This is a genomic window from Duganella violaceipulchra (genome assembly GCF_019166075.1).
GTDB lineage: Bacteria > Pseudomonadota > Gammaproteobacteria > Burkholderiales > Burkholderiaceae_D > Rugamonas > Rugamonas violaceipulchra.
In genome coordinates, this window is the sequence record NZ_JAHTGR010000009.1 from 1 (window position 1) to 13,734 (window position 13,734).

Annotated in this window: 13 protein-coding genes and 1 tRNA gene; 8 read left to right on the plus strand and 6 right to left on the minus strand. The window is 60.8% G+C overall.

The genetic code is table 11. The annotated features are described in order from the left end of the window. Positions 1-196 precede the first annotated feature (196 nt). Together KVP70_RS34350 and KVP70_RS34665 are read left to right on the plus strand one after the other, a co-directional pair. Positions 197-1,048 (plus strand): PEPxxWA-CTERM sorting domain-containing protein, encoded by an 852-nt coding sequence (locus tag KVP70_RS34350; protein ID WP_262311715.1) that lies wholly within the window; start codon positions 197-199, stop codon positions 1,046-1,048. Positions 1,049-1,095: 47 nt separating this feature from the next. Continuing rightward, positions 1,096-1,221: a hypothetical protein gene (locus KVP70_RS34665; RefSeq protein WP_255575832.1), complete on the plus strand. Its 126-nt coding sequence runs from the start codon at positions 1,096-1,098 to the stop codon at positions 1,219-1,221. 140 nt (positions 1,222-1,361) lie between these two features. On the opposite strand, the gene KVP70_RS17380 is transcribed toward KVP70_RS34665, so the two are convergent. Further along, a complete protein-coding gene (locus KVP70_RS17380) occupies positions 1,362-2,000 on the minus strand; it encodes a TetR/AcrR family transcriptional regulator (RefSeq protein ID WP_217943477.1) in 639 nt (212 codons plus the stop codon). Positions 2,001-2,054: 54 nt separating this feature from the next. Here KVP70_RS17380 and KVP70_RS17385 point away from each other — a divergent pair, with 54 nt between their 5' ends. Further along, complete coding sequence (locus tag KVP70_RS17385; RefSeq protein ID WP_229224896.1) at positions 2,055-3,539, plus strand: FAD-dependent monooxygenase; 1,485 nt, start codon at positions 2,055-2,057, stop codon at positions 3,537-3,539. A gap of 139 nt (positions 3,540-3,678) precedes the next feature. Then, positions 3,679-5,565 (plus strand): serine hydrolase domain-containing protein, encoded by a 1,887-nt coding sequence (locus KVP70_RS17390; protein WP_217943478.1) that lies wholly within the window; start codon positions 3,679-3,681, stop codon positions 5,563-5,565. Positions 5,566-5,577: 12 nt separating this feature from the next. Here the strand turns inward: KVP70_RS17390 and KVP70_RS17395 are convergent, their stop codons facing one another. The 4 genes from KVP70_RS17395 to KVP70_RS17410 form a co-directional block, all read right to left on the minus strand. Next, positions 5,578-6,354 carry a LytR/AlgR family response regulator transcription factor gene (locus tag KVP70_RS17395; protein ID WP_217943479.1) on the minus strand — a complete coding sequence of 259 codons (777 nt, stop codon included), beginning with the start codon at positions 6,352-6,354 and terminating at the stop codon, positions 5,578-5,580. After that, positions 6,351-7,463 (minus strand): sensor histidine kinase, encoded by a 1,113-nt coding sequence (locus KVP70_RS17400; protein ID WP_229224897.1) that lies wholly within the window; start codon positions 7,461-7,463, stop codon positions 6,351-6,353. The genes KVP70_RS17395 and KVP70_RS17400 overlap by 4 nt, the downstream gene beginning before the upstream one ends. A 40-nt stretch (positions 7,464-7,503) precedes the next feature. Continuing rightward, a complete protein-coding gene (locus KVP70_RS17405) occupies positions 7,504-7,914 on the minus strand; it encodes a hypothetical protein (RefSeq protein WP_217943480.1) in 411 nt (136 codons plus the stop codon). Between the two features lie 66 nt (positions 7,915-7,980). Further along, the gene (locus KVP70_RS17410) at positions 7,981-9,003 is read right to left on the minus strand and encodes a tetratricopeptide repeat protein (RefSeq protein WP_217943481.1); all 1,023 of its coding nucleotides are present in this window, start codon (positions 9,001-9,003) and stop codon (positions 7,981-7,983) included. Between the two features lie 313 nt (positions 9,004-9,316). Here KVP70_RS17410 and KVP70_RS17415 point away from each other — a divergent pair, with 313 nt between their 5' ends. From KVP70_RS17415 to KVP70_RS17430, 4 genes are all read left to right on the plus strand, one after another. Further along, entirely contained in the window at positions 9,317-10,297 is a 981-nt protein-coding gene (locus tag KVP70_RS17415) for a CE1 family esterase (protein WP_217943482.1), read from the plus strand. Positions 10,298-10,337: 40 nt separating this feature from the next. Then, a complete protein-coding gene (locus KVP70_RS17420) occupies positions 10,338-11,081 on the plus strand; it encodes a DUF2306 domain-containing protein (RefSeq protein WP_217943483.1) in 744 nt (247 codons plus the stop codon). 88 nt (positions 11,082-11,169) lie between these two features. Continuing rightward, positions 11,170-12,384, plus strand: coding sequence for a Fic family protein (locus tag KVP70_RS17425; protein WP_229224898.1), 1,215 nt, complete (start codon positions 11,170-11,172; stop codon positions 12,382-12,384). Between the two features lie 192 nt (positions 12,385-12,576). Next, complete coding sequence (locus tag KVP70_RS17430; RefSeq protein ID WP_229224899.1) at positions 12,577-13,467, plus strand: PLP-dependent cysteine synthase family protein; 891 nt, start codon at positions 12,577-12,579, stop codon at positions 13,465-13,467. Positions 13,468-13,646: 179 nt separating this feature from the next. Here KVP70_RS17430 and KVP70_RS17435 read toward each other — a convergent pair. Continuing rightward, positions 13,647-13,722, minus strand: a tRNA-Thr gene (locus KVP70_RS17435). Positions 13,723-13,734: the final 12 nt, after the last annotated feature.

Here is a 13,734-nt window from a genome sequence, read left to right on the forward strand (position 1 = left end):
TATTAGGGTTGGTTTCGCTGCTGGACACTCAGCGGCGTTTCCAGTTTGTTTAATGAACCGCCGTATGCGGAACCGCATGTACGGTGGTGTGAGAGGGCGGTGAGGGCAACTTCACCCCCTACTCGATACCGCCGCCAGTGGCATAACAAGCAACATCGCGCTTCCAGGCTATATTGGCAACATTAATGACAATGGTGTGATTGCAGGTACTGTTTATAGCGTCTCGCATGGCAACCTTATCAGCCGTGGCTATGTTTACGATCACGGCAACGTCAGCTACCTGGACTATGGCACGGAAGCTAACGATATTAATAATTCCGGCGTGGTAGTTGGCTCCGCTAACCACAAAGCCGCCATGTTCGCCAACGGAACCACCACGATGCTCGTGAAAAATGCCTCCTATTCCTCGGCGACAGCAATCAACAATGCCGGCGTGGTGGTGGGTACTTATCCAGTGAGCTTCAGTCCTTGGCAAGACAGTGTCCAGGAAGGATTCGTCAGCAACAATGGCGTGTTCACAACTATCGCTGATCACAAGCCCTTCCCACTGACAATAATCCCCAGCAATATTAGCAGCAACGGCAACGTTGCAGGTAATGAACAAGATCCAAACTATCTCAACGTGACCTCAGCCTGGGCCATAATTAACGGCAAGTTTACGAAATTAGGTGGGTTGCACGATTTCTCCGACGGCCGTATTCACAGCAGCGTCAACGACATTAACAGGAGCGGCTGGGCGGTGGGCGCAGCGGAACTCAGCAACGGTATGTCGCATGCCACATTGTATGAAAATGGTTCGGTTTTCGACCTGAACAGTCTGGTTGATCCTTCGTTGAATGTCACTCTCACTGCAGCGGGTGGCATCAATGACAAAGGCCAGATTGTCGCAACCGCTTGCACAGGTGTTTGGAACGGTTGTTCCGTGGTCCTGCTGAATCCGCTGGCGGCACCGCCGGTGCCGGAGCCGGAAACCTATGCCATGCTGCTGGGTGGTCTGGGCGTGGTCGGCGTTGCGGTACGCCGTCGTCGTCGGTACGCCAAGGGCTGATTCACGTCGCCGGGGCGTTTCTTCTGCTGGTCGGCAAGGTGGGCAATTTGCCTTCCTTGCCAAGCTTGCTGGACGCGCGCTTCGATTTCATCGAAATTCATAAATTTCACCGGCTCGACGACACCCATCTGATGCCGGTGATGGACGCCATGCGCCCAGGCTTCGCGGCGTAGCTGCCGATTGCCCCGCTTGATGGAAATGTTATAAACCGTATTAATGATTTGTTTCGGCCACGATGAAACCATGTGATGGCTGAAATCGTGCGTGAGATCTGCGGCGACGCAAAGTGGGACGAACGTCAAGCGTCGGACGCTCAGACGTAAGGAGTGCCTGCCATGGCGACTTGCAGGCTGACGCTTCCTTTGTCTACGACCGCGAGAAAGATGGATTTTGCTTGCCCGGTATCGCGCCCTTGCCGGAAGGTCCGGTGAGCCTGGACGAGGGCCACGGTCCAGGTCGCCAAGAGCAGACTGGCCGCCAACTGGGCATCGGCATCACCGGGTTCCCGTCCTGCGCATTCGGCCAGCGCCACCGCCACCACCTGCGCTATCTCGTCGCGGGTCGCCCTGGCTCTCGCCTTGAGGGTTGCGCTGCCTTCGATCGTGTCGATGAAGCCCTGGCTTGCTGCGGAAAATCTGGTGTAGGGGCTTTGCTCCTCGGCCAGCCGGTGGGCGAGCCGGCGCAATGCCTCGATCGGAGCGACATTCGGGTCGCGCTCGCGCAAGGCCAGGCGCAGCATTTCGCGGGCTTCTTCGTCGCGATCGAAGAACATATCCTCTTTGCGGGGGAAGTGGTTGAACACCGTCATCCGCCCGACGTCGGCCGCTGCCGCAATGTCGTCCACGGTCACATGATCGAAGCCCCGTTCGAGGAACAGGCGCGTGGCGGCATTGGAGATGCCTTGTCGCGTGGCGAGGCGTTTGCGGGATCGAAGATCGACTGGGATTGACATGTGGCGGATGATAGCATAGTTTACATATACTGAGTACATATTGGGATTAAGTATATGATTGAACAAGTGGATGTGGTCGTGGTGGGCGCCGGGCCGGTGGGGCTGCTGACCGCCATTGAACTGACCTTGGGTGGCGCACGCGTCCTGGTGCTGGAACGCCTGGGCGCCCCGAGCATGGCGATGAAGGCATTTGGCATCGGACCGCTGGGCGTGGAAGCGTTGATGCGTCGCGGCATGGCCGAGGCGATCGCCGCCGCAGAGGCGCGCAGCTTCGCGGAGATTGAGCAGGCTGGAGCGGTATTGCGCGGCCGGACATCCAAGTTCAGCGGCCATTTCGCCGGCCTGTCCTTGATACGCAAGGATGCGCAGAAAGAGCCGGAACGGCGTCCCCGTCCAGTGGATCAGCAGGCGCTGGAAGCCATGCTGGCCGAGCGTGCGCAGGCGCTGGGCATCGAGCTGCGCCGCGCGTGCGATGTCGCCAGTTTCGTCCAGCAGGCGGACGGCGTCGACGTCGAGTGGACCGCGCCAGGTCGCGACGGCCGTGTGCGCTGCGCCTACCTCGTGGGTTGCGACGGCGGGCGCAGCCTCATCCGCAAGATGGCCGGCTTTGACTTCCCCGGCACGCCGCCGACGCTGACCTTTTACCAGGCCGTCGCCGACATTGACCATCCGGATCGCCTGTTGCCGCTAGGCTGGCACCGCACATCGGGCGGCATGTTTTCCTTCGGCCCGGCGCCTGGCCGACTGCTCATGCTCGATTTCAGCGGACCGCCTGAAGACCGGCAGGCACCGCTGACGCGGCAGGAGGTCGAAGCCGTCCTCCGCCGCGTCAGCGGTGCCGACGTCCGGGTGAGGGCGCTTGAAAGCGGCAGCCGATGGACGGACCATACCCGGCTGGTCGACACCTACCGCCGAGGTCGGGTGCTGCTGGCCGGCGATGCGGCGCATGTCCACACGCCGTTCGGCGGACAGGGTCTGGGGCTCGGCCTGGTGGACGCGGCCAACCTCGGCTGGAAGCTGGCGGCGGTGATCCGGGGCGAGATGCCCGACAGCCTGCTCGATACCTACACGGCCGAACGGCGGCCCGCCGCGCAAGCGGTGCTGGCCAACACCTTGGCCCAGGTCGCCATCATGCGGCCCGATCCGCAAGCGGGGGCGATGCGGGAACTGATGGCGGATCTGCTGCAATGCGACGACGTCAACCGGTTGATCGGCGCGATGACCAGCGGCTTGGCCACGCGCTACGATCTTGGGTCGGAATGGGATGAGGTGGGACGGTTGGTGGGCGACCGGCCGATCGCCGGCGCCACGCTCTACGAACTCATGCAGGATGGCGCGGGCGTTTTGCTCGACGCGTCGGCCGACGGCGGCGCGTCCAGACTGGTTGGCGCCATCACGCCAAGGGTACGTTGCATCGGCGTCGATACCGGACCATCGACGTTGATCCGTCCCGATGGCTGCGTTGCTTGGATCGGCGAAGAAAACAGCGTCGCAGGACTGGAGGAGGCGCTCGCGAATTGGTTCGTCTGGGCACGATAAGTTGTCGGATTGAAGCTTGGCGTGGATGCTAAAATGTTAATTTCCGCAGTTCTAAGAGAGAGATTGGAGTCGTCGCTTGAGCAGGCTATTAAGTGGTTGTAACCGCGCTTGCGCGTACCTGCTTCGAGCAGCGTTCAGTGTGGTGATCGGCCTGGGCTGCGGCGGGCCTGCCACTGCCCAAGGTGCAACGATGACTGCGGAAGATATCGGCACGTTTTTCGATCAGCATGCTTCGCGCGAGATGAAGAAGTCGGATGTCGCCGGCGCCGCAATCGTGGTTGTCAAAGATGGCGAGGTGCTGTTTGCGCGCGGTTACGGTCATGCGGACGTTGGGCTTGGGACCCCAGTCTCGCCAGGTGACACGCTGTTCCGCATGGCATCGCTATCCAAGCTGGTGACTTACACCGCAGTGTCGCAATTGGTGGAGCAGGGCAAGATCGATCTGGATGCCGACCTCGCGCGTTATCTGGATTTCCCCATTCCAGCGACGTTCGCTCAACCGATCACGATGCGCCATCTCATGACGCACACAGCCGGCTTCGAAGATACAGTGGAAAACAGGTGGGTCAAGCCTGAAAAACTGACTACGCTGCGGGACTACCTCGTGCGGCAAATGCCCAAGCGTCTGTTTGTTCCCGGCACGGTACCGGCCTATTCAAGCTATGGCACGACGCTGGCGGGTTACATCGTGGAGCGAGTGTCGGGAGAATCTTTCGCGACCTATACCGGGCGCCATATTTTTGCGCCGCTAGGCATGCGCCATTCGAGCTTTGCGCAACCTTTGCCGCCGGACCTCGCGCCGCTGCTGTCGAAAGGATACGCCGTCAAAACCGGGCCTGCCCGCCCGTTCGATACGGCGCAAATAACGCCCGCCGCAGCGTTGTCGAGTACTGCGATGGATATGGCGCGTTTCATGCTGGCCCACCTTGGCGAGCCGACCGCAGCGGGGCCGCCGTTGCTCAAGCCAGCCGCATTGGCGCAGATGCATACCGTCCAATTCCGCCACCATCCCGCAGGGCCGGGGATAGCGCTGGGTTTTTACGAAATGGACGAAGTGGCGCAACGGCTGATCGGACATACCGGTGACATTCCAGGTTTTCACTCGGTCATCTATCTGTTGCCCGAACAGCGCCTTGGCTTGTTCATCGTGCAAAACACCGAAGCCAATCCGGGCATGCGCGAGCTCCTGTTGAAGTCCTTTGCCGAACGCTATCTTCCGCCGCCGTCACCAGCGGCCGCGCCGCCGCATCAGGCCGTGAGCGACGAGTCTGAGCAGATGCAGGGGAGCTACCGCACCACTCGGCGGTTTGAATCGAGTCCGCTGTCTTTGCCATTCCTGCTGCTTGACCAAAACATCGTGCGCGTGGTGAAACCCGGAACACTCGTCATCGACACAGTACGTGGATCGAACGGCAAGCCTGTCGAGTGGCATGAGGTGGAGTCCGGCGTTTGGCAAAGCGCCGCGAATCCGCTTCGTCGCCGCTACATCCTCAAGAATGCGCAAGGCGATTGGGAGATGAGCAGCAACCGGGATCCGATGCAGATCATGCAAAAGGTCTCCTGGCATCAGCACAAGCTGGTCATGCTTTCCATCCTGGTTTTGTCGATTGCTACGGTGTTGCTAAGCGTACTGGCGTGGCCTTTGTCTGTCGTGTTGCGCATGCGCTCCGGCCCAACAGCCGTTCTGTCGCCGGCACTGCTTAAGATTCGGAATCACCTGCGCTTGTCTGGGCTGCTGGCATTGCTGCCATGGGTTTTGTACGGCGGCATTTTGCTGGCTTACTTGAATGACTCCCTGTTCGTTGCTTCGCCCACCTGCGCCATACTCTTGCGTGTGGTTCAGGCCTTGGCGTGGCTCGCGGTGGGCGGCACTGTTATTGCGTTCCGGACTGTGTGGTTAGGTTGGCGCAATCGTGAGGCATCGCTGCTGAGCCGGCTTCACTCTGTGCTGCTGGCCTTGGCATGTTTGGGGACCATGGCGATGGCTAGTCAGGGGAGTTTTCTGATGTGGAATGGGCGTTATTGATGGCGTGCAGGTCTACATCTCTTTGAAGAACTGCAAGTAGCTGCGGCTGACTGGCAGGCGTTCGCTACGTCCCTTGAGCTCGATGTCGGCGGTCTCGTTTTCGCCTCGGGTGACGCGGCGTATCGCCCGCAGATTGACCGCCACCGAGCGGTGGACTTGCGCAAACAGCTGCGGGTCGAGTTGCACAATCAGGTCCTTCAGCGGCATGCGTATCAGCGCCTCGGCGGGCTGCCCTTCGTCGCGGAAGGCGACCAGGGTGTATTTGGTATCGCTCTTCAGATAGTCGATGTCATCAACCGGTATCATCCGCAAGGAGCCGCCCACGGTCGCGCGCAACCAGCGCAGCGCCTCGGGCTGGCCGAGCTTGAGGCGCTCGGCCAATTGCGCCAGCAGCGCCTCGGTGTGCACCGCCGGTTGCGCCGTTTGGGTGCGCGCTTTCAGGCGTTCCACCGTTTCCGCCAGGCGGGCGGCGGTGACCGGTTTGACGAGGTAGTCCAGCACGCCATGTTCGAAAGCATCGAGCGCGTACTGGTCGAAGGCGGTGACGAACACCAGATGCGAACGCTTGCCGATGTGCCGTGCGACTTCGATGCCGTTCAGGCCCGGCATATGCATGTCCAGAAAGCAGATCGTCGGCAGATGTTCCTCGAACAGTTCGATCGCCTGGCGGCCGTTGCGCGCTTGCGCGACGATGTGCAATTCGGGCCAGGCGGCGGCCAGCCGTGCTTCAAGAATCTCGCGCAGCAGCGGTTCGTCGTCGGCGATCAGGGCGCTGATAGGAGTGGTCATGTCGTCTCGATATTGAATTCAATGGTCACTTGTACACCATGTGGCTCCACTTCGACCAGCTCGAGCGTCGCGCTGCCCCGGTAGGCCCACAGCAGCCGCTCGCGCAGCGCCGCCAGGCCGGTGCCGAGGCCCCGGCCGGTCGCCTGCAGGCCGATGCCGGTGTCGATGACGGTCAGGCGGCAACGCGGCGGGGCGCCTTCCGCGGCGAGCACTTCGGCATGCACATCGATACGGCCGCCTTCCTCGCTCGGGTCGATACCATGTTGGACCGCATTCTCAACCAGGGTCAGCAGCGTCATCGGCGGGCAGTGCAGCAGATGCCCGCCGCTGCCTATGTGCAGCGCGAAGGCGAGACGGTCGGGCATGCGCATCTGCATCAGTTCCAGATAGGCGCGCACCAGTTCCAGCTCCTGGCCGAGCGTGTTGGTCGAGCCGTCGAGCCGGGGCACGGCGGCGCGCAGATAGGCCGTCAGGCTTTGCAGCAGCTGCGGCGCGCGCGGCGAGCCGGCCTCCACCAAGGCCTGTACATTGGCCAGGGTGTTGAACAGGAAATGCGGCTGCACCTGGGCGGTAAGCAGGCGCATGCGGGCATCGAGCGCGGCCCGCGCCATCTCGCTGCGCTCCAGCTCGAAGCCGACGGCCTGTTCTTCCACCGTCGCTTCGCGCTGGCGCAGCAGGGCCGTCAGCGCGGTCCAGGGCGCGAGCAGCATGCCCAGCAAAGTGAAGGTCACGAAGCCTTCCAGCCGGTCCGGCTCGTTCCAGAACATCGGCGCGCCCGGCGCGGTACTCCACATGTAGGCGATGAACATGGTGATCGGCACCGTCACGCCGACCGCCGCCACTTGCAGGACCCAGCGGGCCATCCACTTGGGCAGGCGGCGCGGCCATTGTTCGAACAGGCCGAACACCAGCAGCAAGGCCAGGCCGACGCAGAATATCCTGGTCACCAGAACGGACAGGCCGGCCTTCCAGCCAAAGCTGAACAGCAGGATGATCAGCGTACAGAGGATGGCGACGGTGCGCAGGCGGCGCCAGCCAAACATGGCGCGCCAGTTGGCCGGCGCGGCGGGATCGTTGAAGCGGGCGGATTGGTCGGATGGCATGTCCATATGATACTCGATGGATGTAGGGTCGAAGGGCCGCAGCGGCTTAGCGCCAACGCTGCGCCGGCTTGGCGAAGTAGTGCTGCGCGATATGGCGCCATGGCAGTACCAGCGGCGTCAGCACGATACCCAGCAGGCAGGCAAAGGCGGTCTCTTCCACGGCCGGCGTCATGGCCCCGCCCAGCCACAGCGGCAAGGCGATGGCCAGCAGCCAGATCGTTTTCCAGACCAGTTCGAAGATCAGCAGCGGCAGCATTTGCAGCGGATAGCGCAGCCCCCACAGACAGAGGATCGCCAAGCCGCTCAACAGCGCCGCGGTTTCGCCCTTGCGCTGCGCCCAGAGGTCGCTGTGCTGCAGCATCAACGGGCCGAAGCTGAGTGCCAGCCCCAGCGTCACCAGCAAATAGAAGGCGCGCAGCAGGTTCAAGCGCCAGAGTGGGAGGTCGTCGTGGTTCATATGAGTTCGCTTTCAGTGGATGAATTTGTCAGGCCTCGTCGAGGCCGCCTTGAAACTTGAATACGTTCAGCCGAGTTTGGCCAGGCTCTTGCGGGCGTCGTCGAGATTGGCCGGGTTGGAGCGTTTGTTGGCGATGAAGCGTTCATACGCTGCCTTGGCCTGCGCCTTGTCGCCTTTGGCCAGATAGGCGTCGCCCAGGCGGTGCTCGATCGGATACTCGTCGGCGTCGGCCATGGTCTTGGCGCGCTCAAAGTTGCGAATCGCCTCGTCCGCTTGGCCCATCTTGATATGGACCCGGCCCAGCCCGTAGTAGCCGGCGGCGTGGTCGGGCTGGTCGCGCAGCAGGTTCGCGTACAGGCTCTTGGCCTTGGCAAGGTCTTTGCCGTCCGCCAGGAAGACCTGTGCCAGCTGCATGGTGGCGTCGCGAATTTCCTCCCGCATGGCGGCATCCTTGCCCGGTTTGAGCGCAGCCAACTCGGCCTCCATCGCACCCCATTGCTTGGCTTCGGCGGCGATGTTGACCCGGATGATGCGCGCCGTTTCAGGTTGACTGGCGTGCACGGCGGCCTCCAGCTCCTTGGCCTTGGAGACGCTGCCGCCCATCATGCCGGGCACCGTCAGATAGAGCTTGGCCAATTGCACGCGGGCCACGAAACTGTCGGGGGCCAGTTCCAGCGTGCGGCTCCAGGACTCTTTCAGGGTGTCGAGCATGCGCATGGCCTTGAACATCCCCATGCTGAGCATCTGCATGCCCAGGTTCTGCGCCGTCGCCAGATGGCACACCGCCGCCGTCGGATGCTGTTCGATGCAGCGTTTGGCCTGCTTGGCGCCGGCTTCCAGCCGTTTCGCGTCACCGGCGTCGGCGAAGGTCAGCGCCAGGGACAAGGCCGCGCTGGCCTCGGCATCGCCGGCATCGGCCTTCAGACGGGCTTGCGCTTGCCGCTCCAGTTCGATGTAGTTGCCGGCGTCTTGCAGCGACTCAAACTGCGCATCCTTGAAGATGGCAGCCTGGGCTGTGCCCATGCCGGTCAACAGCGCAAGGGTGACGATCGAAAGGAGGTTGCGTGGACGAATGCGTTGAGTTTTCATGGTCGGCGTAGTCTTAAGACAGGCGGTTGAGGAAGCGAGATGCGGAACGGTGCGGCTCAGATCTCGCCAGGACAACCCATGGTATTGCGCCGCCGCCCCACCCAATCGGCGTTTCGGACGAACGACGGCGCGCGGGTATTGAGCCACGGCTTGGCGGGATGAGCGGCTCTGCGGGTCGATTTGCGGGCGCTGGCGTCGTTCGTCGTGCTGGGGCGTGGTTCGTGCTGGCGGTGGCGTAGCCGGTCACTTGTGGCTAGTCCCGGCTGGGTCATGCTGGTAAGGTGGACGTTTTCGCAACAACGAGATCCATACCATGAAAAAAGTTCTGCGGTTCCTGATGTTCACCCTGTTGGGCCTGCTCGCCCTGGTGGCTGTGCTGGCCGGTCTGCTCGGCTATTTCGTCTATACCCCCGATCCCGAGAAGCCGCAGCTGTCCGGCACCCTCAGCCAGGGTTCCATCGAAGTAGCCGGCCTGAAGCGTAGCTACCGGACTTATGTGCCCAAGGGCTTGCCCAAAGGCGCGCCCCTGGTGGTGGTGATGCATGGTTCCGGAGAAGGCATCCAGCAAATTCGCGTCGGCACCGGTTATAGCTTCGAACGCCTGGCCGACCAGCATGGCTTCGCCGTTGTGTACCCGAAGTCTTACGCCTTCGACTGGAATGACTGCAGTTCGATCGGTGACACCAAGGTGAACGGCGTCAGTGCCGACGACGTGGGCTTCCTGGGCACCCTGGTCGACAAGCTGGTCGGCGAAATCGGACTCGATCCGACGCGTGTGTTTGCTGCCGGGGTGTCGAACGGCGGCTCGATGGGGATACGCCTGGCGCTGGAGCAACCGAGCCGTTACCGCGCGGTGGCCGCGGTGATCGCCAATCTGCCGGCGGCGCAGAATTTCCAATGCAAACCTGTGGCGCAGACCACGCCAGTGATGATCATGAACGGCACCAAGGATCCACTGGTGCCGTACGCAGGCGGCGAGATCAACCTGTTGGGGCTGTTCTACAAGGGGGGGCAGGTCATTTCCTCGCAGGCATCGGCGCAATATTTCGCGGATCGCAGCCAGCTTGTTGGTGCGCCTCAGATCAGCCTGACACCAGCGGCAGAGGGCGTCAGTGTCGAGCAGGCCCGCTGGCACAACGACGGCAAGAGCGAGGTCGAGCTGGTGACCATCCATGGCGGCGGCCACGGCCTGCCGCAGCCGTATGCGCGCCGCCCGCGCCTGTTGGGACCGTCGCCGATGGAGCCCAACGGGCCGGCCATGATCTGGGCCTTCTTCGAGCGGCAGCTGCCATAAACTTTTTCGCGCTATCCACGTTACTTCGGAGTTATTGAAAATGACCATACTGTATGTTGATCCCGGCAGTTCTGTCCTGGTTCACGTTGCCGCTGCGGCGGTCTTGTACCTGCACATCGGCGCCGGCAGCGTGGGCCTGCTGTCCGGCGTGGCCGCCTTCGTGTTCCGCAAAGGTTCCGAGCTGCACCGCCTGGCTGGAAAAATCTTTGTCGTGGCGATGATGATGATGTCCGGGATTGGAGCCTGCGTGGCGCCGTTCCTGCCGACTCCCGAGCGCGCTTCGGTAGTCGCCGGCGTGTTGACCTTCTACCTGGTTTTAACCTCGTGGACGGCGGTCAAGCGCAAGGCCGGTCAGGTCGGGCGCTTCGACTATGGTGTGCTTTTGACTTCGATGGGCATTACCATTGCCGGCACCTATTTTTTCTGGCTGGCCGGGCAGAGCACGACAGGCAAGCTGGACGGCCAGCCTGGCGCTGCCTTTGTCTTATTCGTGATCGTCGGCAGCGTGGCAGCGGTGGGCGATCTGAGATTGATACTGAACCGCGGCGTCACCGGCGCGACGCGCGTGGCCCGTCATCTGTGGCGCATGACCGTCGCCTTTTTCATTGCGGCCAATTCGCTGTTCCTGGGGCAGCAACAGGTCTTTCCGAAGGCGGTGCGGGATTCGGGGGCGCTGAATGCGCCGGCGCTGCTGATCCTGGCCTTGTTGGTGTACTGGCTTTGCCATGTCGGCTACGGCGCCTACCGGCGCAAGCGGGTTCGTCATGTTATGACACCGTCGTAAACCAGCGAGCTGCAAGCGACCGGCAATCAAAGCGGCAGAACGTCTTTGAAAAGAATGCACAATTTTGCAAAAATAGCTTGTACAATCAATGACTTGGGATTCTATAAAAACGGCAAAAAAAGCGGCAGAAATGTACGACTCACCACACCAATTTGAGCCTCTCTTGTTAACCGAGCGCCAACTGGACGAAGTTGGCGCGCTGGGCGAGAGCGTGGTCTTGGGATCAGTGAAATTGGCGTCTGCCGCGCATGAAACAACGCGGGCCACACTGCGCGAGTTGGTCAGAAAAATGAATTCCTTCTATAGCAATCGAATAGAAGGGCAGAGCACCCATCCACGCAATATCGAGAGGGCACTGCAAAACGATTTTTCCCAGAAGCCGGAGGAGGCCCGGTTGCAGCGGATCGCACTCGCGCACATCGCCGCAGAACAAGAATTGGAAGGCTTGGTCGAACATCGCTCCGCGTTGACGTCCACATTTCTGACCGATGCACATCGCGCCCTATATGAGCGACTGGAACCGGGCGACCGGCTGTCCGGTGATGGCGAAGTAATTATTCCCGGTCAAGTCCGGACCCGTGATGTCCATGTGGGCAGGCATATCCCTCCTACTGGGGCGTCTCTGCCGGCGTTTCTCAAGCGGATGGACGATGTCTACGGTTCATCGCGGGGATGGGAGCGTATCTTGATCAATATGGCCTGTGCTCACCATCGTGTGGCTTGGGTACATCCTTTCCTTGATGGTAACGGCAGGGCCACGCGGCTTCAGAGCCATTGCTCCCTTTGGAAATTATCGGAAGGCCTTTGGTCTCCGAGTCGGGGATTCGCGAGATCGACGGAAGCATACTATGCGGCGCTACACAACGCCGATTCTCCGCGCCGGGGGGATTTGGATGGCCGGGGAAACCTCAGCGCGTCAGGGCTGCTGGAGTGGGTCAAATACTTCCTTGGCGTGTGCGACGACCAGGTGACGTACATGTCGAAAATGCTCGCTCTGGATGGAATAAAGCAGCGCATTGAGGCCTTTGTGATTTTCCGGTCGACGCAAGACAAGGGCATCAGACGCGAAGCAATTTTGCCGCTTACTCATATTTTCGGACTGGGCCCAGTCGCTCGCGGTGAGTTCGCCCAGATGACAGGTCTTGGCGAGCGAAATGCCCGATCGCTGTTGTCGCAACTCTTGGCCGACGGTTTGCTCGTCAGTGACACGGCGTATGGCGCGGTTCGCTTCGGGCTGCCCCTGGATTCGCTCGGCATGCTCTTTCCAAACCTGTACCCCGAGGCGAATCTTCCGCTGGATTAGTTGCGGTGACATCGACGACTAATTTCACAGGCCCGGCCTACATCCATGGTGTCAAAACGATAAATGCAAGGATGCAAAATTTTTTGCAACGACCCAGCATTAATTATTACTGGAGAAATAATTGCATTATGCTATCTCCATTTCAACACTAATGAAGGGTGCGACGTGGGGTCCCAAGTTAAAGAGTCCGTAATGGAGGCCATTGGCAATACTCCAGTGGTCAGGTTGAAGCGTATTTTCCCTAACGCACACGTCGTAGCCAAACTAGAGTATATGAATCCGGGCGGGAGCATCAAGGATCGTATGGTGCGGCATATGCTTAAATCCATGCCTAAAGGGACCGAGCGGGTTGTCGAGAGCTCATCAGGGAACACCGGTGCGGCGCTGGCGATGGCGAGCGCCATTTTTGGACTGCGCTGTGACGTCACTGTGCCGGAGACCACGAGCAATGAAAAGATCAAGCGCATCGGTGCGTATGGAGCGCGCGTCCACCTGTGCAGCGTCGATAGTGAGCGGGCCACCGAGCTTGGCTACCATGCGGTTGCCGAGCGGATTGCAAAGGAAGACGATGCGTTTTACCTCGACCAGTATTGTTCCGATTTGAACCGGGAGGCCCACTACACTGATACCGGGCCTGAGCTGTGGACGCAACTGGATGGCGAGATCGATGTCTTTTTGTGTGGTATCGGATCCGGCGGCACCATCTCGGGTATTGGACGTTACCTTAAGGAGCGCAATCCGGCATTACGGGTGATCGGTGTCGAGCCGCTACACTCGTCCTACCGAAAAGTAGTGACGGACGCGCCGACTCAGGGACAGTTTGGTACTGTTATCGAAGGAGTTGGAAAGCTGCAGCCTTCATCCAGTTTCGACCCGTCGGTCGTCGATGATGTCCTACAGGTTTCTGATGAGCAGGCATTGGTATGGGGACGGCGTCTCGCACGGGAGGAAGGTATTCTCGTCGGCGGCTCAAGCGGCTGCGTGGCTGCCGGTATTGCAGCGCTTTTGCCGAAGTTGCAGGGTATGCGGATCGCAACATTATTTCCCGATTCGGGCGTGTTTTACCTGTCGAAGTACTCATAGCGCGTCGCCGGTCTGCCGTCGGGAGCGGTCGTCCCAATCGGCAGCCCATTTACGAGTATGGAGCAGGAGGTGCGAGAAGCGCTATCGAGCATCTTGCGGGTACTGCTTACTCATTACTGGCGCCGTTGATACTCGCCCAAATGAAAAGGGCTTACATCTCTGTAAGCCCTTGATCTTGCTGGTGCCGACTGCCGGTTTCGAACTGGCCACCTGATGATTACAAATCAACTGCTCTACCAAATGAGCTAAGTCGGCGAAACTTGTACG